Here is a 22,516-nt window from a genome sequence, read left to right as displayed (position 1 = left end):
CGACACCGCTTAGATTAAGTATTATCTAATAAATCGACGATTGCTTGTCGTTCAGAAGATTGATTATTAAAAACTTGACGGGTATCCGTAATTAACCAATCAAGTGCCGCCGCTTGTACATCAATAGAAGCCCCTAGCTTATCCACACAATAGCGCCCAAATACCAATTTATCCACTAAACGGACTCCCTGCCCCAAACGGGAATATTCAAAAATCACGCTATTATCCACATAGGCATCGCTACAAACCCAGCAATTTGGGCCAATCATTGTCGGGCCAATAATCGTCGCTCCATCCTCAATCTGAGTCATTCCGCCAATATAAACCGGGCCTTGGATATTGACTTTATCCCAATTTACCGCCACATTCAGCCCCGTATATATCCCCGGACGCACCTGTTGACCAGGAATAGAAACATTTTTAATATATCCTAATAGCACACTGCGAATGGCTTGCCAATAGTCAGGGACTTTCCCAATATCTACCCATTCAAAATCCATAGAAATCCCATAAAAAGGAGCATCAATTTCTACTAAATGGGGAAATAATTCACTCCCAATATCATACTCACACCCCGAAGGAATATATTTAAAAATCTCTGGCTCAAAAATATAAATCCCCGTATTAATATCTGTACTGAGGGCTTCATTCACCGGGGGTTTTTCCTGGAAAGCTTTAACCCGACCTGTTTCATCAGTGACCACAACCCCATAACTAGAAACTTCATTTTTAGGAACAGATTTCATCACAATAGTGGCAATGGCTCCCTTTTCTTTATGCCATTTTACCGCCGCGCTTAAATCTAAATCAATTAAAGCATCGCCACATAAAACCACAAAAGTATCATCAAAAAAGGGATTAAAATCTTGAATTCGTTTCATCCCTCCGGCCGAACCTAATGCTTCTCCAATTAAATTTCCGTCTTCAATTCGTCCCTCAAAAGAATAGGCGATATGAACGCCAAACTTTTGACCATCACGAAAATAGTTTTCAATTTCATCAGCTAAATGACTGACATTGACCATAATTTGGTCAAAACCGTGCGTTCGTAGTAATTCTACCAAAAATTCCATCACTGGTTTTTGCAGGATCGGAATTAAAGGTTTAGGAATGGTATAAGTAATTGGACGGATACGAGTTCCTTTTCCGGCTGCTAAAATCATGGCTTTCATGTTCACTTCCTCACAACCCTAAGCTATGTTTAAAATTATTCACTCAGACGCAAATCATTGATCAAAATCAGCAATTGCTTTGTATTCACGAAGCAGTTGCACAGCAGAACTGCTCCATTCTACAATCTGAGTTTTGAGTATGCTCGTCAATTAATAGCCTATCAAGGTTCATGGTGCTTAATCCGTAAGATCCCAGAAAAGTTCAAATCCCTTGATTTCAAGACTTTGCAGGTGGTTCTGTCAAAGAACGAACTTTTAGGTCTTGATAAAATTCCTCTTGAGCGAGTTCCACTTTAGATTGGGCCGATAATAATAATAGAGCCCAAAACACCCCCACCCGATCATGATTGGGGCCATGCTGAATGGGAATTTCTTCTGGGGGCGGAGGCTGTTCCGGTTGCTTCATCTCCAACCACAGGCTCAGTAACTGCTCCAAATCAAACCATTCTGGACTCTGTTGTGATCCTTGGTTTAAGAGTCGCTCAACTTCTGAGGCCATTTCGACTAAATTTTCTTGGTGGGCCAACTCAGCGATCGCCTTTGCGGTAGTGGCTCTGCTTTTGGCCGTATTCGCCCGGGGACGGGGACGGGCTTTTTGGGCGGCAATGGTAGCAGCCATCAGTTGCAACTGTTCAATCAGTTCTTGCAACGTCACTTGCCGTTTTTGGGGAATTTTGGCAACAGCCCGCCGCCGGATTTGTTTTTCCAGTTGTTGGGGGCGCTGAATCCCATTTCCCTCATCTTCAGGGTCAAGGAATTCTTCCCCCTCGATTAAGCCCGCACTAGGGTCGAGGGTTTCCGTCGCCATTAAACTATCAGCCTTGAGCAAGACTAACATGGAGGCATACAAAAACGCCTGACCTGACTGGGACAACTCAGCAAAATTGTTGCTGGAGCTTGATTCCTCTGGGGGGGTCAGTTTACTTAAATAACGATCAATTACATCAATTACCTGCACATCCCAAGGATCAATTTCCCCCCGTTGTGCCAGGTCAATTAGAAGCGCAATCCCCTCTGAGAGAGCCGTTAACGCATCTTGAGGGGTGGCAAGGGGTGGGGGAATGGGTTCGATGGGGTTAGGGCTATAAATTGCGGAATCGCCTGAAATCACTGAAGGTTCAAAACTCAGTAGTTCGCTGCATATCTAAACTATTGTAGACCAAAACCCTGATTAATTACGAATTACGAATTACGAATGGGGAATGGGTTTGGGGTAATACTTCGACTTCGCTCAGTAACAGTTTTCAAGTATATTGAATGGAGAGACGCGCCGTGGCACGTCTCTACGAGGGACTTTATCGCTACTTGCGACTTTGAAATTAGGTTAAGCACGAGTGGGAATTGGGGATTGTCCGGCTTTGAATTTGGGAATAAAAGTATATTTGAGATAAATTCCTAAAGCCGTGATTAGGATAATTATAACTGTCCCAATCCCAATCGGACTGGGAACCCAGAAAATCGCTTCTAATTGATTAATTTCTCCGGGTTTAAGTGTCCAGATCACCTGTTTTCCCTCCAGATTAACATTGAATAATAGAGGTGCTTGTGATCCTTCAGGAATACCGATGGGATTAATCACAGTTGCACCCCAGGGAGTGGTTAAGGCAAATTCTAATTTCAATAGATTCCCCGAACTAATTAGTACATTTTCTGAGGTGGAGAGTAGGGAAAGCGATCGCAAATCTAATTCTAAGTTGAGATGATTGCGTAGGGCAAAAAAACAATTATTTTGTTTAAGGTTTAAATTTGCAGAAAATTTAGGAAGTTCGATATCTGATTTTTTCTGGGATTTTTTATTGTTGAATTCAGCAGGATTAAAAAATTGATTAAATTTTGTCTCTAAATCCTGACCATTATTAAAAGGAATAGTAACTAATATTTCCTGTTGAGACAGTCGTTTTGTTTTTCCTCTTAACTGTTTAACCCGTCCTTCTAAACTAGATATCCATTCATCTACTACATCATGACTAAATTTGGTTAATTGTTCCCCCAATTGAATTTTTTGAACAATTTGACCATGGGTTTGATCCTGAAATGTCACTCCCACATCATATTTAACACAGCCACTCAACAGAAAAATGGCAGAAAAAATAATACTGAGTCGTTTGATAATTTTGATCATGATTTTGTTCCTAGCCGTTAAAATTCAATTTAGTCCATTCTCCCGGTGTAGAAGAATTATTAAAGTCTATAATTGCATTCTACTCTTGAGACTAATACCAATTACCTTTATTCACTCACTTCCTCAAAAAGCGACCTAAATCGGGTTGTGATCCTCTGCGCTGGCCATCAGTACGGAAATTGCCACCTGTGGGAGTGTGAGTAACCCCCTCTCAAAAGGTTAAAATAGGAGAGAATCTTTCCAGTCTATGAAACTCAAACCCCCTACTAGTAAAAAAAATCGAGAAACTATGGGATTCTTTGATTCAGACATCGTTCAACAAGAAGCTAAACAGCTATTTGAAGATTATCAATCCATGATCAAACTCGGGAGTGATTATGGCAAGTTTGATCGGGCGGGGAAAAAACTCTATATTGAGCAAATGGAAGCGGTGATGGATCGTTACCGGATTTTCATGAAGCGGTTTGAACTCTCCGAGGATTTCATGGCCCAAATGACCGTTGAACAGTTACGCACCCAACTCGGTCAGTTTGGAATTACCCCCGACCAAATGTTTGAACAGATGCACCGTACCCTAGAACGGATGAAGTCGGAATTAGAAAAACAGCCCTAATCCCCTCTATTTCCCTGAAAAAATCGGTGTTCCTGGGTTTATTTTGTTAAAATAGATGAAGTAGACCCTCGTTAGTTTAACGGGAGTCTCCCCTATTATGCCTGTGAATATCATTTTATGACTAACGTTCCAGTTTCTCGAATTCGTAATTTTTCTATTATTGCTCATATTGATCATGGGAAATCTACCCTGGCGGATCGGCTTTTGGAAGCAACGGGTGCGGTTCAAAAACGAGAAATGAAAGAACAATTTCTCGACTCCATGGACTTAGAGCGAGAACGGGGAATTACGATTAAATTGCAAGCCGCCCGCATGAACTACAAAGCCGATGACGGTGAAGAATATGTCTTAAATTTAATCGACACTCCGGGTCACGTTGACTTTTCCTATGAAGTGTCTCGGTCTTTAGCGGCTTGTGAAGGGGCGTTATTGGTGGTGGATGCGTCTCAAGGAGTGGAGGCCCAGACTTTAGCTAATGTTTATCTCGCCTTAGATAATAACTTAGAAATTATTCCGGTTTTAAATAAAATTGATTTACCCGGAGCGGAGCCAGATCGGATTAAAAGTGAAATTGAAGAAATTATTGGGTTAGATTGTTCCGGGGCGGTGTTAGCTTCGGCGAAAGAAGGGGTGGGAATTCATCAAATTTTAGAGTCTATTGTGCATTTAGTTCCCCCACCCCAGGATACGGTTGATCAGAAATTACGCGCATTAATTTTTGATAGTTATTATGACAGTTATCGCGGGGTCGTGGTTTATTTTCGGGTGATGGATGGCCGACTAAAAAAAGGTGATCGCGTCCGCTTAATGGCTTCGGGAAAAGAATATGAAATTGATGAAATTGGCGTATTATCTCCAACTCAAATCCCGGTTGATGAACTCCACGCTGGAGAAGTGGGATATTTTTCTGCTGCGATTAAAGCCGTTGAAGATGCCCGGGTTGGGGATACGATTACTTTAGCAAATAGCCAAGCCGAACAAGCCCTTCCTGGCTATACAGAAGCAAAACCAATGGTGTTTTGTGGCTTATTTCCCACGGATTCTGACGAATATCCTAACCTAAAAGAAGCCTTAGAAAAGCTGAAATTAAATGACGCGGCGTTATCCTATGAACCGGAAACTTCTAGTGCGATGGGATTTGGTTTTCGGTGTGGGTTTTTAGGGTTACTGCACATGGAAATTGTGCAAGAACGTTTGGAACGGGAATATGATTTAGACTTAATTGTGACCTCTCCTTCGGTGGTTTATCAAGTTACAACTCAAAAGGGAGAAGTGATGATGATTGATAACCCCAGTCGTTTACCTGAACCCAACCACAGGGAAAAAATCGAAGAACCCTATGTACGAGTAGAAATGATTACTCCTGAAGCTTATGTAGGGAGTTTAATGGAGTTAGCCCAAGGTCGTCGGGGTGAATTTAAGGATATGCGATATTTAGCCCAGGGACGGACAACCTTAGTTTATGAAGTGCCATTAGCGGAGGTAGTAACGGACTTTTTTGATCAGATGAAATCCCGTTCTCGTGGTTATGCGAGTATGGAATATCATATTATTGGATATCGAGAAAATACTTTAGTTAAACTCGATATTATGATTAATAAAGATCCGATCGATTCCTTGGCGATGATTGTTCACCGAGATAAGGCCTATCACGTTGGACGGGCAATGGTGGAAAAACTGAAAGAATTGATTCCCCGTCATCAATTTAAAGTTCCCATTCAAGCCACAATTGGCTCTAAAGTGATTGCCAGTGAAAGTATTCCGGCGTTAAGAAAAGATGTTTTAGCCAAATGTTATGGGGGAGATATTAGTCGGAAGAAAAAACTCTTACAGAAGCAAGCCAAAGGTAAAAAACGGATGAAATCCTTGGGGTCTGTGGATGTTCCTCAAGAGGCATTTATGGCGGTATTACGCTTAAATCAAGAATCCTAAATTGTTGTAGTAGAGACGTTAAATTTATTGTAGTAGAGACGTTAAATTTAACGTCTCTACTACAAAGATCAATTATAAAAATACTTAAAACTCTATGTCATATAAGGTTAGTGTGATTATTGAAAAAGACGATTGCAGTTATTATGCCTATGCTCCTGAACTTCCAGGTTGTCAATCTCAGGGTGATTCATTTGATGAGATTAAAGTTAATATTAAGGAGGCAATTGAATTATATTTAGAGACATTATCAGAGTCAGAAAAAAGAAGTTTATTAAGCTCATAAATTTCGAGTTCATCCAGGTCATGATCTTTCACCAACACTGTTAAGAAAAATTGCCATTGATATTAATTTAACTGTAGAATAAATATTAAATAATCGCTAAAAATCTAAAATCGAGTAGGATAGATGTTGGAACAGACAGCAACATATCAATGTTGTGGGGTATAGCTAGGGTGTGTCCAAAGCCAAGTCTTAACTTTAATCAACCGATAGTGGATTCAGCTTACCTACGATTGATTGTTGTCCATCCAAGTTTAACTCTCTACAATTTCTGAGTGAGTGTAAGCATGAGAATTTTAGTTACAGGTGGCGCGGGTTTTCTAGGTTCACACCTGATTGATCGCTTAATGGAACAAGGCCATGAAGTGATTTGTTTGGATAACTTTTTTACGGGGACAAAACGAAATATCCTGAAATGGATCGGTAATCCCTATTTTGAACTGATCCGTCATGATATTACCGAACCCATTCGGTTGGAAGCCGATCAAATCTACCATTTAGCCTGTCCCGCCTCTCCGGTTCACTACCAATACAACCCGGTCAAAACCATCAAAACCAATGTATTGGGAACCATGAATATGTTGGGGTTAGCCAAACGGATCAAAGCTCGGTTTTTCCTCGCCTCCACTTCTGAAGTCTACGGTGATCCTGATGTCCACCCCCAAACGGAAGACTATCGAGGAAACGTCAATTGTATTGGGGTTCGATCCTGTTACGACGAAGGAAAGCGGGTGGCGGAAACCTTAGCCTTTGACTATCATCGTCAAAATAGGGTAGACATTCGGGTGGTACGGATTTTTAATACCTATGGCCCCCGAATGTTAGAAAATGATGGGCGTGTGGTCAGTAACTTTATTGTCCAAGCCCTGCGAGGGATTCCCTTAACGGTTTATGGGGATGGTTCCCAAACTCGGAGTTTCTGTTATGTGTCAGACTTGGTAGAGGGATTCATCCGCTTAATGAATAGCGATCAGACTGGCCCTATTAATATCGGGAATCCGGGGGAATATACCATTTTGGAACTGGCCCAAAAAATTCAGAATATGATTAACCCGGATGCTGAAATTCAATTTAAACCTCTACCGGAGGATGATCCTAAACAGCGACAACCCGATATTACTCGCGCTAAAACCTATCTAAATTGGGAACCGACCATCCCACTGGATCAAGGATTAGAATTGACAGTGAAAGATTTTCGGGAACGCATCTACAACAGTTGAAAAGAGTGGAATCCTGGTTAACGGTCAATTGTTCAGCGTTAATAAGATTGTTAATGTTTCGGTCAAAAAATTGAGGATAGATTTATGCGTGTTTGTGTGATTGGGACGGGATATGTGGGTCTAGTAACCGGAGTGTGTCTGGCACAAATCGGACATGATGTTATTTGTATTGATAATAATGAGGAAAAAGTCAAATTAATGAAGTCGGGACAGTCCCCGATTTATGAACCCGGACTCCCGGAATTAATGAAATCCTGTATGGAATCTGGACGTCTGGATTTTTCTTCGGATTTAAGTGCAGGTGTAGAACATGGTGAGGTGTTATTTATTGCCGTGGGAACTCCACCCTTACCCACAGGGGAAAGTGATACCCGTTATGTGGAAGCCGTTGCCCGGGGAATTGGTTCCAACCTGACCAAAGGTTATAAAGTGATTGTGAATAAATCCACTGTACCGATTGGTTCCGGGGACTGGGTGCGGATGATTGTTTTAGATGGTGTTTCCGAGCAACAAAAAGAAAAAGGGTTAGCAGGATCACCCATTGAAGTTGAATTTGATGTGGTGAGTAACCCGGAATTTTTACGCGAAGGTTCGGCGGTTTATGACACCTTTAATCCCGATCGGATTGTGTTAGGAAGCAACAACAAAAAAGCCTTGGAGGTGATGCAGGAATTGTATGCACCTTTAGTATCGAGAAAACATTCTGATCATCCGTCCTTACCCCCAGTTCCGATTGTGTTAACGGATCTGAGTTCGGCAGAAATGATTAAATATGCGGCTAACTCGTTCTTAGCAACTAAAATTAGCTTTATTAACGAAATTGCTAATATTTGCGATCGCGTCGGTGCGGATGTGACCCAGGTGGCTCAAGGAATTGGCTTGGATTCTCGGATTGGGAATAAGTTTTTACAAGCAGGAATTGGTTGGGGGGGTTCCTGTTTTCCGAAAGATGTTTCGGCTTTAATTCATACGGCCGATGACTATAATTATGACGCCCAATTATTAAAAGCCGCGGTGGAAGTTAATAACCGTCAGCGCACTATTGCCATTGACAAATTACAGCAAGTGCTGAAAATTCTCAAAGGCAAAACCGTTGGATTATTAGGGTTAACCTTTAAAGCTGATACGGACGATTTACGCGATGCTCCGGCCTTAGATATTATCCAAGAATTGAACCGTTTAGGGGCAAAGGTGAAAGCCTACGATCCGATTATTTCCCAAAGTGGAATGCGTCATGGGTTAACGGGTGTCATCGTTGAAACCGATCCTGAATTGTTAGCTGATGGTTGTGATGCGTTAATTTTAATTACAGACTGGACACAATTCCAAAACCTCGATTATGCGAAAATGGCGAAAAAAATGCACTCGGCATTTATGATTGATGGCCGAAATTTCTTAGATCGAAAACAATTAGAAGCCGCCGGTTTCCAATATGTCGGTATTGGACATTAATCTGTAGGTTAATGTAAGATTAGGGTGGGCATTGCTCACCCAAGTTCTTTGTAGTGAGGCGTTCACGCCTCAGAGTCCTAAAGGAATCACTACAATATCAGAGGAAGCCTCAGAACCCAGTGTTAGTCCCCTCCCCTACAAGCTGTTGAATTAAATCAAACCATCATGGAGCCAAATTCACTACCAACGGAATTGATTCTAACACAATCCCATCAATCCCTTGGACGTATTTGTTTAGATTGGACACCCCAACCGGGTCATTATCTAAATTTCCAGGGTCAAACCTATACTGTTTTAGAACGTCGTCATCGCTATCAACTCAAATCCGGTCGTTACCGACTACATAAAATTTCCTTGTATGTGCAATCGGTACAACGACCTGAAGATAGAATATTAATCGATGGACATTGGATTCTGGGAGATGCAAACTGTCGTTTTAATGCCCATTCTGAACTGATACGCTGTGCGGTGAATCCCCTTGGCCCCTGTCAAGATTGCCGTTTTTTTGCATCGATTTCAGCCGATTAAAGATGGAAATGCTCAAATCATTTCCGCCCGATATTCTTCGCTAGAAAGCAGACGCCATTTTTGATCTCCCATGAGTTCTAAAACATTGTCATGGTAGCGCAATAAACTGATTCGATGCCCAACACTAATATAAGTTGTTCCGGTTTCATGTAGTTTTTTATAAAGTAGTTCTTCATTTTTTAAATCTAAGGCGCTGGTGGCTTCATCTAAAATGGCGTAGCGAGGTTTACTAATTAATAATCGCGCAAAAGCTAACCGTTGCTGTTCTCCCACAGAAAGAACATTAGCCCAATCTAATTCCGTATCAAAACCACTAACTCGTTCGGGTAAATCGGCTAAATTCACTAACTGCAATATTTGATGTAATTCCGTTTCACTCACCTCTCGATTACTATTAGGATAAAGTAATTGTTGACGCAAGGTTCCCAAAATCATATAGGGACGTTGAGGTAGGAATAATATCGACGAGAGTTCAGGACGAACTAACCGCCCAGTCCCTGATGTCCATAACCCGGCAATGGTGCGTAATAAAGAACTTTTTCCGACTCCACTTTGACCCATAATTAATAATCCTTGACCTTCGGGTAAGCTCAGAGATAGGTCTTTAACCAGGATTTTTTGATAGTTGGGTGTGTTGACAGTAACGTGTTCTAAGGCTAGGGAATAATCAACTTTCATATCAATTTGTGTCTGACCTTCCTCCATAGACTTAGGAGATTCTAAAAATTCCGAGAAGGTTGATAAACGGTTAATTCCAGCGGCAAAAGCACTTAACACTCCAATCTGACTTACTACAATTGAAAAAGCCCCTAAAACTTGACTAAAGGCAAAACCAGCTTGGGTAATATCCCCATATTTAATTGTTTGGGCAAAATAAATAGGAGCTAAGATCAGCGAAGGAATAATCACCACAGCATATCCATAGCTTGTAGTAAAATAATCAACATTTCTCTGCCAACCAATTAATAAATTAAAGTTCTCAAAGGCTTTGAAAAATCGTTGTTTGACTTGGATTAGTTCCTGTTCTTCCCCTTGATAAAAGGCAATGGATTCAGCATTGTCTCGGACATGAACTAATCCATAACGAAAATCCGCTTCTCGTTTTAACTGATTGAAGTTTAGAGGAATTAAACGCCGTCCAATAAAAACCGTGATGATCGTACCAACAGAAGCGTAAATCAAGAGAAATATGGAAAGAGATTTAGAAATAGACCAGAGGATTCCAGTAAAAGAAATTACATCAATAATTGAACTTAGAATAATTAGTAAAAATCTTAAACTGGTAATCGTAAATGCCTTAATATCCTCTGTAATTCGTTGATCTGGGTTATCAAGTTTATTTTCCGATTCTATTTTATAAAATGCTCGCTGACTTAAATATTGGTCTAAAAATTTATCCGTTAACCATTTCCGCCAATAGTTTCCCAAGCGATCGCGGGTATAAGAATACATGACAATAATGGGAGTTCCTACTACAAACACACTGGCATAAACATAGAGAAAACGCCAAAAATTATCCTGATTTCTTTCGGCTAAAGCCGTCGTAAAAAAGTTACTCACATAGCTAAGAATTACATTCAATCCACTGACAGATAGGGATATAAATAAAAGCACACTTAAAAATGCCCAAGGTTGCCAACGGGTTTTAATTTGGTTTCTGTACAATAAAAATGTTCCGATGGGAACGACAAGCATTAAAAGAATGATAATAATATAACGAGAATAGATAATCCTGGCGATCAATTCATACAAACCTGGAGCAATGCTATTAAAGAACTCGGGAAAAATAGATTGACTGATAACAGCAACGGCACTCACCAAAACAAATACCGTAGCAGACAGAAAGATTAATAATAACAATAATAAACTCAAAAAAACCTTGCCACTTCCTGGTTCTACAGGATAAAAGAAAGGTTGGGCAATTATTAAAAAACGTTGCCAAAGTTTAGTATCAAATCTATTCATATTTTCCATTATTTTTAGCACAGGTGCTCTATCCTATCAAAGTTCTGTATTTTATAACTAGCGTTCACAGACTAAACTCTGTGAAAAAGGCTACATTTTATTCCAATTATTCCAACGAGCTACAAAATTGGCACAGGAGAGTGAGGAGATTAACCGTCGTTGACGAGAGAAATCTAACCTCAACAACTGTAACACATTGGTTTCAACTCTTAGTAGGCACGCCGAAAAATTTTAACCGTAAAACTCAATATGATCTTGCCTAGTTGATATTTTTGTAATATATATCTTAGGATGGATGACAAAAGTTGATTTAGTTTGTCTGGCTAATTTAATGTCTCTTTGAACAACAAGGAAGGCTCAATACTCAGATCGACTGCACTCAAGGATACAATGGTTCAGGGTCTAATAAGAATACGATGTCTCAAACCTATACAGTTGAATTTCACAATCAAGGAAACGTCCAAACAGTCGAGGTTCCAGAGGATAAACACATCCTCCAAGCTGCCTTGGATGCCGGAATTAAGTTGCCCAATTCTTGCAATGCCGGAGTTTGTACCACCTGTGCAGCCAAAATTATCGAAGGTAAAGTTGATCAAACTGAGGGTATGGGATTAAGTCTTGACCTTCAGGCCGAAGGTTATGTCCTTCTCTGTATTGCCTATCCCCGTTCTAATTTGAAACTGGTTGCCGGAAAAGAAGATGAAGTTTATGATCGTCAATTTGGTCAGAGATCTTAGTTAGAAGTAGTGCGAGCTTCCTCCCTCACTGGCTAACAACATTTGAATATTGACAATAAAAAACATCGAGGATTAAACACAAACATGACCACCCATTTTATTACGGCTGAAATTGATCTGCTGGAGTCTCCAACGCAGTTAAATCAAGCTATTGAAGCGGAATTAAAAAAACGGGGTGAACCCCTGCGTTGGGCAATTAGCAGTATTGATCCAGAACAACAAAAAGCCCATGTTGAAGCCGTTGTAACAGTTGAGAAAACCTCTGATGGTTTGATGGTTAATCGTTAACTTTTCTGGTGGGTGTTTCCCCCGATCTTCTATGCCTCGTCCTTATGCGGTTGTTTTAATTATCCCAACAGGAATTGGTGCGGCCATTGGTGGATATGCGGGGGATGGTTTACCTGTAGCGCGGGCGATCGCCCAAGTGGCCGATACCCTGATTACCCATCCTAACGTTCTCAATGGTGCCCAACTGTATTGGCCGATGCCCAATACCCTCTATGTGGAAGGGTTTGCCCTGGATAAATGGGCGGCTCGAAATTGGGGACTGCAACCTGTCCACCGGAACCGGGTGGGGTTACTCCTGGATCAAGCTATGGAGCCGGAATTGCGCCTCAGACATTTACAAGTGGCGGACGCAGCTAGGGCAACCCTGGGCCTAACTTTAACGGACTATGTGGTCACCGATGCCCCCCTGAACGTGGAATTGAGAACCTCCGAGTCGGGGGCTTCCTGGGGAACGATTGGCAACCCAGACAGCCTGTTACGGGCCGCAGAACGCTTAATTAAGGATGCTAAAGCCGAGGCGATCGCCGTGGTAGCCCGTTTTCCTGAACCGGAAAATAGCCAGGTTTTAGAGGCTTATCGTCATGGACAGGGGGTTGATCCTTTGGCTGGGGCGGAAGCGGTGATCAGCCATCTAATTGTCCGCACCTTTCAAATTCCGGCAGCCCACGCTCCGGCCCTTTCTCCCCTGGCCATTGACCCGGAATTATCCCCACGGTCGGCGGCGGAGGAATTGGGCTATACGTTTCTACCCTGTGTGTTAGTGGGGTTGAGTCGCGCCCCCCAGTTCGTCACAACTGCTACGGCGGGGACAATTTGGGCTGATCAGGTGGATGCGGTTGTGGTTCCAGCTACAGCCTGTGGGGGGTCTGCGGTGCTTAGTTTTAGCCAAACTACGACTCAAATTATTGCCGTCGGGGAAAATCACACCCGCATGCAAGTTACCCCAGAACAATTAGGAATTAAGGCAATACAGGTAAACTCTTATTTAGAGGCTTTGGGGGTTTTAGTGGCGCATAAAGCTGGACTTGATCCGAACTCCCTGCGTCCGAATATATTATCCTTGAATCAACTTCAATCCTATTAATTTTTAACTCCCGTGGTAGAACAAAAAACACCCAACAATTTTGAACTCGAATCTTTAACCCGGACTCAGGTTTTGATAGCCATGGGGGGGACGGCTATTATATTATTAGCGATCGCAAAAGCTTGGTTATATTTGAGTCATGTTACCCTGTTACCAATTAACTTAACTTGGGTTAGTTTGGGGTTGGGGTTAGGTGTGGGATTAATAATTACAGTGGCTAGTTTTGTCATGTATAGAATCTGGCCTGCCTATAGTCGCAGTGCAGATACCTATTTAAAATTAGTCTTAACTCCTTTATTGTGGCCGGATTTAATTTGGTTAGGCTTATTACCTGGACTAAGTGAGGAATTATTATTCCGAGGAGTTATGTTATCGGATTTGGGATTAGGAACTCTGGCTTTAGTGGTTTCTAGTATTGCCTTTGGGGTGCTACATTTTAGTGGTTCTCAACAATGGCCTTATGTGATTTGGGCAACGGTTGTTGGGTTTATTTTGGGGTATAGTGCGATCGCCACAGGTAATTTATTAGTTCCAATTATAGCTCATATTTTTACTAATTTTATGTCTGGTTGTTTATGGAAATTAAACTATATTGGGGGTAAATTATAGTAGGGAATAGGGAATAGGGAACAGGTAATAGTAAGTAAAATCAACTTACTGCATGGCAGCTATTATTATTTTCCCACAAACACAAACTTCAAAATAAAAATAACCGCTAAAATCCACATAGAAATATTGGTTTCATGAAACTTGCCTTGACAGGATTTAATCAAAGGATAAGTAATTAAACCAACGGCTAGACCATCGGCGATGGAATAACTTAAAGGCATCATAAAAATTGTTAAAAACGCCGGAATAGATTCTGCCGGGTCATCCCAGCGAATATATTGAACACTCCCCATCATTAACACCCCCACAATAATTAAAGCCGGGGCTGTAGCAAAACTGGGAATAGCTGATAATAGGGGAATAAAAAATATCGAAATTGTGAATAATATTGCCACAACTACAGCCGTAAATCCACTTCTTCCCCCTTCAGAAATTCCCGATGCGGATTCAATATAAGTAGTTACCGTTGAAGTCCCAAAAATTGCCCCTGTGGTAGTTCCCACCGCATCGGCCATAAATGCTTCTGTAACCCTAGGAAATTCCCCCTGTTGATTAATATAACCTGCTTTCATTCCTAACCCCGTTAGAGTGCCTACCGTATCAAATAAATCTACAAAGAAAAATACAAAAGTAATTGTAAATATCTGGAAAAAATTCACTTCTAAAACTTGTTTTAACCCAATAATTCCCTGACCGAATAAATCCACAGGTAATTGAGGTAAACCGATAATTCCTTGGGGCCAAGGAACAATTCCTAGAATCCATCCTAACCCGGCTGTGGCTAAAATTCCTAGTAATAACGCCCCGGTAACTCGACGGACAATTAAAGCAGAAGTAATCAAAATTCCGGCAATTGTAATTAATACAATCGGATCATTTAAGTTTCCTAATGTGGTGGTGGTGGCTACATCAGTCACAATAATTTTTGCACCCGTCAAGGCAATATAGGCAATAAATAAACCAATTCCGGCGGCGACGGCGTGTTTAATTCCTTCAGGAATAGCGGTGATAATTTTAGTTCTAAATTGACTCAGGGTTAAGGCGATAAAAATTAAGCCTTCAATTAAAATAGCAGCTAACGCCACCCGCCAAGGAATGCCTAATTTTAACACCACCGAAAAGGCAAAATAGGCGTTTAATCCCATTCCTGGGGCTAAAGCAAAGGGATATTTAGCATATAATCCCATAACTAACGTTGCTAAGGCAGAAGCCAGGGCGGTTGCTATCGCTAATTCTCCAAATAAATCCCCCGATGTTTGTAGGAAAATAGCATTGGATAAAATAGCAGGATTGACAATTAAAATATAAGCCATGGTCATAAAAGTTGTGAACCCGGCTATAATTTCAATCCTAAAATTAGTCTGAAGTTCTCGAAAGTTGAAAAAACGGGCAATTGCTTCTAAAGTGGAAGAATTAGAGTTCATATTATCCCCGAATCAAAAATAAATTATGGATATTAAAGCTGCTGTGGCTTGGGAAGCTGGAAAACCTTTAACCTTGGAAACTGTTCAACTTGAAGGCCCAAAAGAGGGAGAAGTCTTAGTGGAAATTAAGGCGACAGGGATTTGTCATACCGACGCCTATACCCTTTCCGGTGCCGATCCTGAAGGATTATTTCCCGCTATTTTAGGTCATGAAGGAGCCGGAGTTGTAGTTGAAGTTGGTTATGGGGTAAAAAGTCTTAAACCCGGAGATCATGTTATTCCTTTGTATATTCCAGAATGTCGTCAATGTCAATATTGTTTAAGTTTTAAGACAAATTTATGTCAAGCAATTCGCGGGACTCAGGGCCAAGGTTTAATGCCCGATGGTAGTAGTCGATTTTCTAAAAATGGTCGGATGATTCATCATTATATGGGAACTTCTACCTTTGCTAACTATACGGTTTTACCGGAAATTGCCTTAGCAAAAATTCGAGAAGATGCTCCATTTGAAAAGGTTTGTTATATAGGTTGTGGGGTGACAACGGGCATCGGTGCGGTGATTAATACGGCTAAAGTTGAACCCGGATCAAATGTGGTGGTTTTTGGCTTAGGAGGGATTGGATTAAATGTGATTCAAGGGGCAAAAATGGTGGGGGCGAATAAAATTATTGGGGTTGATCTTAATTCTAATAAAAAAGCCATGGCGGAAAAATTTGGTATGACCCATTTTGTGAATCCGAAAGAAATTGAAGGAGATTTGGTATCCTATTTAGTGGAATTAACTGACGGTGGCGCGGATTATAGTTTTGAATGTATTGGGAATGTTAAAGTCATGCGTCAAGCCCTGGAATGTTGTCATAAAGGTTGGGGGGTTAGTGTGATTATTGGAGTCGCCGGGGCGGGGGAAGAAATTAGTACCCGTCCCTTTCAATTAGTCACGGGAAGGGTTTGGAAAGGCACGGCTTTTGGTGGGGCAAAAAGTCGGACGGATGTGCCTAAAATTGTCGATTGGTATATGGATGGGAAAATTAATATTGATGATTTAATTACCCATGTGATGCCAATTGAAAAAATCAATGAAGCCTTTGATTTGATGCAACAAGGAGAATCAATTCGGACGGTGGTAACGTTTTAAATCGGACAGGATCAAAAAGTATTTCTATGGGGAGCAAATAGAATCACAATTGTACCCACCAGACAAATTATTGCCCCCATTAAGTCCCATCGGTCAGGTTTTACTCCTTCAACTATCCATAGCCAAAAGATAGATGAAAGGATATAAATTCCACCATAAGCTGCATAGGTTCGGCCCGCATAGGAAGCATCAACCCTAGTCAAAGCTGAGGCAAAAATAATCAATGCTATTCCGCCAGGAATCAGCCAGAAAATGCTTTTTCCCAGGCGTAGCCATGCCCAAAAAGTATAGCAGCCAGAGATTTCTCCCAAAGCTGCTACTAAAAAGAAAACAAGTGATTGCATTCAATATTTCAAAATTTTTGTTGTTCTCAAGTGTACTCATAATTTGAAGTACAAATGATCGGTTGATCTTCAGGGTCTGATATTTTAGGAGCAGAAAATACAGGTTGATTGGGATGTGGATTTTTTAGAAGGACAGGTTAAATGATTGGAACCAAACCAAGGATAAAAGTTAGCATCCCAATCCGCAGCTGGGACAAATTCAACAAACAAATCCATCAGAATTTGATTTACCACCTTGGCAATAAATTGATTAACTAACCAATTATAGGTTTTCTCAAAATCTCGATCCCACTCTAAATAAATCGCACCCACTAAGGCTTCAAACATTTCTGACAATATTTTTTGTTGTTCAAACTCCGGTTTTAAAGGATAGTTTTTTCCCAAATCACTCCCTTGATCAATCTTGATTTTTAACGCCAATTTTGCTAGAATTATGGGACTAACTAAATCACTTTTTAAAAGTGTCCGGGTTGCTTCTCCTAAGTGGGAATAGTGCAGATGTAAATAATCACTCACCATCTGGCTAAACAAGTTAGAACCCAAGTGAGTAATTCCCCAATATTCCAAGGTTCGGAGTTTCCTTTCCTTGGGTGTTAAATCTAGGTTTTCTCCAATCGCATCGGGATGGGTTAGGGCAATTTCCAATAACTCTTGATGAGTAAAGGAATTAATTTCAATTTGGTGTTTGATAAAGTTTGGATTAATCATGATTGAAAAAGATTTTAAGGTTTAATTAAAAGGGGTCTACAGGATTTTAAAAGGAGATTACGGAAAACCAGAGATTGCTTTTCCGATTGATAAAATAAGTTGATAAATTGAAAGTTTACAGAGGATCTTGGAACCTAATCAGTGAAAGTTTATGCTTTGGCGGTAAAGTCGGCTTCCATCGCCATTTTTGCTGCAAGTTGTCATAGCCAGATGGAATCCTCCGTCTACCGATCAGCCCAAGTTCAATCCCACCCTGTTCTCGTACTTTACTACCTTTCGGGGTCAACCTGTCGGTCAGAAAACTTTAAGATTTAAGCCAATGTCCAACATTTTCCCGTCATCCCCCGTAAAACAGGAATTTTCAGTCATTTTATGGGAGGACATAGAGCACTGGTCGTTTAACTAAGCCAGAGAGTCTGGGAATGTAGAGCGTCCACAACAGCGTTCAATTCCTAAGCTATCTAATAACAAATCGCTGACCGCATTGGCGATCACAAATTCCCCAAAAAAACTTTTAGAAAAATCAAAAGATTCCATTTCAGTCACAATCGCCAGCACCAAAGAACCCACATCATTTTCCCCTTCCATCCGTTGACGAACATAAATTTGAGCAGCCCGCTGTGCAATAGTTTCATTCACTACTTCAGGGATAAATTGTTCATCCAACCAACGATTTAAGGTTTGTTTTAACCATTCCCCTTCCTGTTGCAAATTCTCACTGGGGGGTAAGGTGATGGGTGCAATCGGTTCATTCATAAGTTTGTTAAGGATTTTTCAATTTTATTTAACCTGTTTTTATGCTGTTTTCAAAATTGGGTTCGGGCGGGTTTTATTGAGTTTTCTGTGAGTAGGATAGATTGGGGAAAACCTGCCCCCACAAATATACACTCTGATTCTAGTCTTGAACTAGGGTAATAATCGGAGAATCTTTACTCTTATATTCTTCTGATATTTTGGTTTTAATTAATTCGGCAAATAACCGATTAATTGAGGATTCAATGGGATTAGCTTCTTTTTTAAAACAAATCTGAAAACTCTTAGCTTTGTCGTAGGTCTTTGTTTCTCTCCTATAGGTTTTTTGGACTTTTGCCTCTACAAAGACTGAAGGATCGGGACGTTTATACCAATATAATTGATAGGAATAGGTGGAATCATTACCTCTGAATTTTAGAATATCGTCTCCATATCCGGGGATGGTGAGATAATATAATTCTCCTCTTTGATAGACTTGGAGATAACCCCAGGTTTTCTCGGTTTTGTTGAGAAGTTTTGTTAAGGTACTCTCTAACATAAAGGATGAGTTAAGGTTTAGCATAGATGAGACAATACTCCTTAGTATATTAACCAAAGTATAGCAAAGTTTGTCACCTATGCAATATGATGTCAACGCAATTATTCAAGGGTATGCAGCAGGATACTTTTTGATGGCAAATGATGGGGAACATAGCTTGGAATGGTATTCTAGTCGAGAACGGGCTCTAATTCCCTTAGATGGACGATTTCGCTATCCGAGTTCTTTGCAACGGGTTTTGAATCAAAATCGGTTTACTGTCGCCATTAATCGAGATTTTACTGGCGTTGTAGAAGGCTGCGCCAATCGAGAAGAAACTTGGATTTCATCAGAATTAAAAGAAATTTATCATGCCTTAAACGAGGCTGGATTTGCCCATAGTTTCGAAACTTGGCAAGGAGATCAATTAGCTGGAGGCATATTAGGAATTGTCATTGGTGGGGCTTTTATTGGAGAATCAATGTTTTTTAGAATCCCCGATGGTTCCAAAGTGGCAATGGTTAAGTTAGTTGAACGGTTAAGAGAGAAAAAGTTTATTTTATTTGATGCTCAAATGAATAATCCTCACCTCGAAAGATTTGGCTCTTATATTATTAAAAATAAAGAGTATAAAACTCTCTTAAAAAAAGCAATTAATCAACCCTGTTCTCTGATTTAATTATTACTCAAGTAGTGAGTCCTGAAGGACTCAATTAAATCTTTGTTAATTACCTCACTTGGGATGAACTCGCCCCTGGGAATGAAGCCTATTCAGGCAATATGAAATCGGTATTTAAAATTCTATCCCAGGTTGAGCTTTAATACCTTGTTCCCGAAAAGGATGTTTAATTAAAGACATTTCTGTCACCAAATCTGCCTGTTCAATTAAAGCCTGGGGAGCGCCTCGACCCGTTAAAATAATGTGGGTATCCTCAGCCTTTTCTGCAATTCCAGACAAGACATCTTCAACGGGTAAATAACCTAGTTTAATGGCGATATTAATTTCATCGAGTAAAATTAATTTAAACTCAGAATTTCTAATAAAAGTTAGGGCTAAATTCCAGGCTTCCCGGGTTTTTTCCATATCTCGATCTCGATCTTGGGTTTCCCAAGTAAAGCCCTCTCCTAACGCATGAAATTCTAATTGTTCCGGCCATTTACTAAAAACCGCCTTTTCTGCGGGTTCCCAGGCGCCTTTAATAAACTGAATAATAGCCACCCGATAGCCATGACCCAAAGACCGTAAAACCATCCCTAAAGCGGCGGTGGTTTTTCCTTTTCCATTTCCGGTATTAACAATAATTAATCCTTTAGTTTGACTGCGTTCTGCCACTCGTTGATCCTGAATTTCTTTGCGCCGTTGCATTTTTAAACGGTGTTGTTCGGCGGTGAGAGTTGATTCAGTAGTTGTGTTGTTTTCCATGATGATGATTTGATTGGTTTGTATTAAAATCCTAACTTTTTATCGTTAGGGGGACTTGAATAACTGCTATTTTAGATTTCCCCAATATATTGCCATCCGACTTTAAGAACTAGATAAAATAATCGGGGGTGTTTTAATTGTAGGTTGATTTAAAGCCAAATCATATTGAATTTGTAAATTCATCCAAAACTCAGGAGAAGTTTGGAAAGATTGAGCCAATAACCAAGCTGTTTCCGGTGTAATCCCTTGTTTTCCTTTGACAATTTCATTAATTTGCTGCACCGGAACCCTCAAATGTTCCGCTAAAGCCACTGGAGTTAAGTTTAAGGGAATAATAAATTCTTCCGATAAAATTTTCCCAGGATGGGCGGGAATTCGGTTTTGAGGTAACATAGACAACAAAAACCCACAGATGGATATAATTTACCCAATTATACGATGATTAACGAGAAGATTTACACCGATCGCAATGACCACATCCTGGAAACTGATTTTCTAAATTAAACCCAAACGCTTGTAATAAAAACTTCCACCGACAATCACGGGTTTTTAAGTATTGATTCATTTGTTTAATGGCTTTACTATTTTGATCTTGATGCAATTTTGCAGGTTGGGATATAATTTCATAATCAAAGGGATTTCGCCAGATTAATCGTCCTTGAGCGTGTAAAATAGAAAGGGCGATCGCACTATTTTTAAATTGTTCAGATAGGGTTTCTATGTTTCCCGTTGCTGGGAGTTTTTTAATTAATTGATTTGCCGATTGATATTGTTTTTCTAGATTTTCGATTAAATATTTTTGTCGTTGTTTATCTTCGGGATAGAAAAAACCCGTCGGTTCGCTAATAATAGTTAAAGCGATCGCCGGTTTACCATCTCTCCCCGCCCGTCCCACTTCTTGAATATATTCTGATAATAAAAAAGGGGCTTGAAAATGGCATACCCATCTCACGTTACTCTTATTAATTCCCATGCCAAAGGCACTACTACAAACCACAAATTTAATCTTTTCCTGTAACCAATCTTTTTCAATTTTTCGGCGTTCTTCTGAACTTAACCCAGCATGATAAGCAACAGTTGAATATTGTTCTGTTTGCAACCATTGAGCTAATTGTTCACAGTCTTTACGAGTCCTAGCATAAATCAAACCTGTTTGATGTTTTCTGGGTTGAATAAATTGGATTAACTGTTGTTGTCGTCCTCTAGGAGTCCAAACTATTTTAATATTTAATTCTAAATTAGATCGATAAGGACTCAGGAGAAATTTCTGAGGTTTTTGTAGTTGTAAAACCCTTTGAATTGTTGCTTGAGCATCAAGATCAGCGGTGGCGGTAAAAGCCGCGATCGCAATTTTTGTCCCCGAGGGTTTAAGTTTTAATAAAGTCGAACGAATTGCCCCTAACCGTCGATAAGCAGGGCGAAAGGTATCCCCCCATTGAACTAAACAATGGGCTTCATCTAATATTAAACCATTGATTTGAACCGTGGGTTGAGAAATTACATTCCAGACGGGATGACTTAATAGAGTTTCAGGGGAAAGATAGAGGAGTCTTAATTGATTTTTTTCAACTAAATTTAAAGTTTTTCGTCGTTGTTGGGGCATTAATTGACTATGAATTAAGGCGGCGGGAAGTTGCAGATCTTGAAGTTCCTGAACCTGATTTTCCATTAATGCCACCAGGGGAGATATAATTAAAGTTAATCCAGTTTGTAATAGTGCCGGAAGCTGAAAACAGATGGATTTTCCCCCTCCAGTCGGCATGACAATTAAGGCATCTTTTTTATCTAATAAGCTCTTAATAATTTCCCCTTGGGGCGGTCGAAAATCATCATAACCCCAAATTTTCTTAAAAGATGCCTTAACCTGTTGCCAGTCTGTAGATGCTTCCATATTGCATTTCCAAATTTGACAAAATTAACCGAGTTCGTTGTTGCGCTTTAGCGCAAAAGCCGGGGGCTAGAGCATCGACAACGTTTTATAGATGTGAATAATTACGAACACCCAACTGTCAGGATATCATATTCTAACTTAATATTATAAAAGTTTGGGTGACTTTTTCACAAACCTTTATAATAAAACATAGTGATTTTTGATCGCAAAAACCTATATTAGAGTCAGCGTCCGCAATTTGATGGTATAGCAGTCGCCACATCTATTAGGACATTCTTGAAAGCTAAAAGCTGCTCACAGTAAGTATTTACCTATAGCG

At 40.3% G+C, this 22,516-nt stretch carries 24 protein-coding genes; 12 read left to right on the top strand and 12 right to left on the bottom strand.

Annotated features, from left to right (window positions below):
* Positions 1-14: 14 nt before the first annotated feature.
* From PL11201_RS15360 to PL11201_RS15350, 3 genes are all read right to left on the bottom strand, one after another.
* Entirely contained in the window at positions 15-1,172 is a 1,158-nt protein-coding gene (locus PL11201_RS15360) for a sugar phosphate nucleotidyltransferase (RefSeq protein WP_079679818.1), read from the bottom strand.
* A 217-nt stretch (positions 1,173-1,389) separates the two neighbouring features.
* A complete protein-coding gene (locus tag PL11201_RS15355; protein ID WP_079679956.1) occupies positions 1,390-2,235 on the bottom strand; it encodes a segregation/condensation protein A in 846 nt (281 codons plus the stop codon).
* A gap of 261 nt (positions 2,236-2,496) precedes the next feature.
* The gene (locus PL11201_RS15350; RefSeq protein ID WP_234996715.1) at positions 2,497-3,294 is read right to left on the bottom strand and encodes a DUF3153 domain-containing protein; all 798 of its coding nucleotides are present in this window, start codon (positions 3,292-3,294) and stop codon (positions 2,497-2,499) included.
* Positions 3,295-3,583: 289 nt separating this feature from the next.
* Here PL11201_RS15350 and PL11201_RS15345 point away from each other — a divergent pair, with 289 nt between their 5' ends.
* From PL11201_RS15345 to PL11201_RS15320, 6 genes are all read left to right on the top strand, one after another.
* Positions 3,584-3,907, top strand: a complete 324-nt coding sequence (locus PL11201_RS15345) for a DUF1825 family protein (RefSeq protein WP_079679954.1) — start codon at positions 3,584-3,586, stop codon at positions 3,905-3,907.
* A 117-nt stretch (positions 3,908-4,024) separates the two neighbouring features.
* Positions 4,025-5,839, top strand: a complete 1,815-nt coding sequence (gene lepA, locus PL11201_RS15340; RefSeq protein ID WP_079679817.1) for a translation elongation factor 4 — start codon at positions 4,025-4,027, stop codon at positions 5,837-5,839.
* A gap of 94 nt (positions 5,840-5,933) precedes the next feature.
* Positions 5,934-6,122 carry a type II toxin-antitoxin system HicB family antitoxin gene (locus tag PL11201_RS15335; protein WP_079679816.1) on the top strand — a complete coding sequence of 63 codons (189 nt, stop codon included), beginning with the start codon at positions 5,934-5,936 and terminating at the stop codon, positions 6,120-6,122.
* Positions 6,123-6,406: 284 nt separating this feature from the next.
* Positions 6,407-7,339, top strand: coding sequence for a UDP-glucuronic acid decarboxylase family protein (locus tag PL11201_RS15330; protein WP_079679815.1), 933 nt, complete (start codon positions 6,407-6,409; stop codon positions 7,337-7,339).
* 84 nt (positions 7,340-7,423) lie between these two features.
* The gene (locus PL11201_RS15325; RefSeq protein ID WP_079679814.1) at positions 7,424-8,791 is read left to right on the top strand and encodes a UDP-glucose dehydrogenase family protein; all 1,368 of its coding nucleotides are present in this window, start codon (positions 7,424-7,426) and stop codon (positions 8,789-8,791) included.
* A 165-nt stretch (positions 8,792-8,956) separates the two neighbouring features.
* Positions 8,957-9,319: a DUF6464 family protein gene (locus PL11201_RS15320; RefSeq protein WP_079679813.1), complete on the top strand. Its 363-nt coding sequence runs from the start codon at positions 8,957-8,959 to the stop codon at positions 9,317-9,319.
* 12 nt (positions 9,320-9,331) lie between these two features.
* On the opposite strand, the gene PL11201_RS15315 is transcribed toward PL11201_RS15320, so the two are convergent.
* A complete protein-coding gene (locus PL11201_RS15315) occupies positions 9,332-11,284 on the bottom strand; it encodes an ABC transporter ATP-binding protein/permease (RefSeq protein WP_079679953.1) in 1,953 nt (650 codons plus the stop codon).
* Positions 11,285-11,700: 416 nt separating this feature from the next.
* Between PL11201_RS15315 and PL11201_RS15310 the strand changes: the two genes are divergently transcribed.
* From PL11201_RS15310 to PL11201_RS15295, 4 genes are all read left to right on the top strand, one after another.
* Positions 11,701-12,021: a 2Fe-2S iron-sulfur cluster-binding protein gene (locus PL11201_RS15310; protein WP_079679812.1), complete on the top strand. Its 321-nt coding sequence runs from the start codon at positions 11,701-11,703 to the stop codon at positions 12,019-12,021.
* A gap of 84 nt (positions 12,022-12,105) precedes the next feature.
* Complete coding sequence (locus tag PL11201_RS15305; protein WP_079679811.1) at positions 12,106-12,309, top strand: hypothetical protein; 204 nt, start codon at positions 12,106-12,108, stop codon at positions 12,307-12,309.
* A gap of 31 nt (positions 12,310-12,340) precedes the next feature.
* Complete coding sequence (locus tag PL11201_RS15300) at positions 12,341-13,393, top strand: DUF3326 domain-containing protein (protein ID WP_079679810.1); 1,053 nt, start codon at positions 12,341-12,343, stop codon at positions 13,391-13,393.
* 12 nt (positions 13,394-13,405) lie between these two features.
* Positions 13,406-14,002, top strand: a complete 597-nt coding sequence (locus tag PL11201_RS15295; RefSeq protein WP_304442263.1) for a CPBP family intramembrane glutamic endopeptidase — start codon at positions 13,406-13,408, stop codon at positions 14,000-14,002.
* 65 nt (positions 14,003-14,067) lie between these two features.
* Here PL11201_RS15295 and PL11201_RS15290 read toward each other — a convergent pair whose 3' ends face one another.
* A complete protein-coding gene (locus PL11201_RS15290) occupies positions 14,068-15,426 on the bottom strand; it encodes an NCS2 family permease (protein ID WP_079679809.1) in 1,359 nt (452 codons plus the stop codon).
* A 25-nt stretch (positions 15,427-15,451) separates the two neighbouring features.
* Between PL11201_RS15290 and PL11201_RS15285 the strand changes: the two genes are divergently transcribed.
* Positions 15,452-16,561, top strand: a complete 1,110-nt coding sequence (locus PL11201_RS15285) for an S-(hydroxymethyl)glutathione dehydrogenase/class III alcohol dehydrogenase (RefSeq protein ID WP_079679808.1) — start codon at positions 15,452-15,454, stop codon at positions 16,559-16,561.
* An 11-nt stretch (positions 16,562-16,572) separates the two neighbouring features.
* On the opposite strand, the gene PL11201_RS15280 is transcribed toward PL11201_RS15285, so the two are convergent.
* From PL11201_RS15280 to PL11201_RS15265, 4 genes are all read right to left on the bottom strand, one after another.
* Positions 16,573-16,905, bottom strand: a complete 333-nt coding sequence (locus PL11201_RS15280) for a YnfA family protein (protein ID WP_079679807.1) — start codon at positions 16,903-16,905, stop codon at positions 16,573-16,575.
* 84 nt (positions 16,906-16,989) lie between these two features.
* Positions 16,990-17,613, bottom strand: coding sequence for a ribonuclease III domain-containing protein (locus tag PL11201_RS15275; protein ID WP_079679806.1), 624 nt, complete (start codon positions 17,611-17,613; stop codon positions 16,990-16,992).
* Positions 17,614-18,015: 402 nt separating this feature from the next.
* A complete protein-coding gene (locus tag PL11201_RS15270) occupies positions 18,016-18,369 on the bottom strand; it encodes a hypothetical protein (RefSeq protein ID WP_079679805.1) in 354 nt (117 codons plus the stop codon).
* Between the two features lie 139 nt (positions 18,370-18,508).
* Positions 18,509-18,928 carry a hypothetical protein gene (locus tag PL11201_RS15265; protein WP_079679804.1) on the bottom strand — a complete coding sequence of 140 codons (420 nt, stop codon included), beginning with the start codon at positions 18,926-18,928 and terminating at the stop codon, positions 18,509-18,511.
* Between the two features lie 55 nt (positions 18,929-18,983).
* Between PL11201_RS15265 and aat the strand changes: the two genes are divergently transcribed.
* Complete coding sequence (aat, locus tag PL11201_RS15260) at positions 18,984-19,562, top strand: leucyl/phenylalanyl-tRNA--protein transferase (protein WP_079679803.1); 579 nt, start codon at positions 18,984-18,986, stop codon at positions 19,560-19,562.
* 114 nt (positions 19,563-19,676) lie between these two features.
* On the opposite strand, the gene cobO is transcribed toward aat, so the two are convergent.
* The 3 genes from cobO to PL11201_RS15245 form a co-directional block, all read right to left on the bottom strand.
* Complete coding sequence (gene cobO, locus PL11201_RS15255) at positions 19,677-20,306, bottom strand: cob(I)yrinic acid a,c-diamide adenosyltransferase (RefSeq protein ID WP_079679802.1); 630 nt, start codon at positions 20,304-20,306, stop codon at positions 19,677-19,679.
* 102 nt (positions 20,307-20,408) lie between these two features.
* The gene (locus PL11201_RS15250) at positions 20,409-20,699 is read right to left on the bottom strand and encodes a HigA family addiction module antitoxin (RefSeq protein ID WP_079679801.1); all 291 of its coding nucleotides are present in this window, start codon (positions 20,697-20,699) and stop codon (positions 20,409-20,411) included.
* Positions 20,700-20,748: 49 nt separating this feature from the next.
* Positions 20,749-22,197: a RecQ family ATP-dependent DNA helicase gene (locus PL11201_RS15245; protein WP_079679800.1), complete on the bottom strand. Its 1,449-nt coding sequence runs from the start codon at positions 22,195-22,197 to the stop codon at positions 20,749-20,751.
* Between the last annotated feature and the right edge of the window lie 319 nt (positions 22,198-22,516).

It is taken from the genome of Planktothrix sp. PCC 11201, from assembly GCF_900009135.1.
GTDB lineage: Bacteria > Cyanobacteriota > Cyanobacteriia > Cyanobacteriales > Microcoleaceae > Planktothrix.
This window is presented reverse-complemented; position numbering and strand designations above follow the sequence as displayed.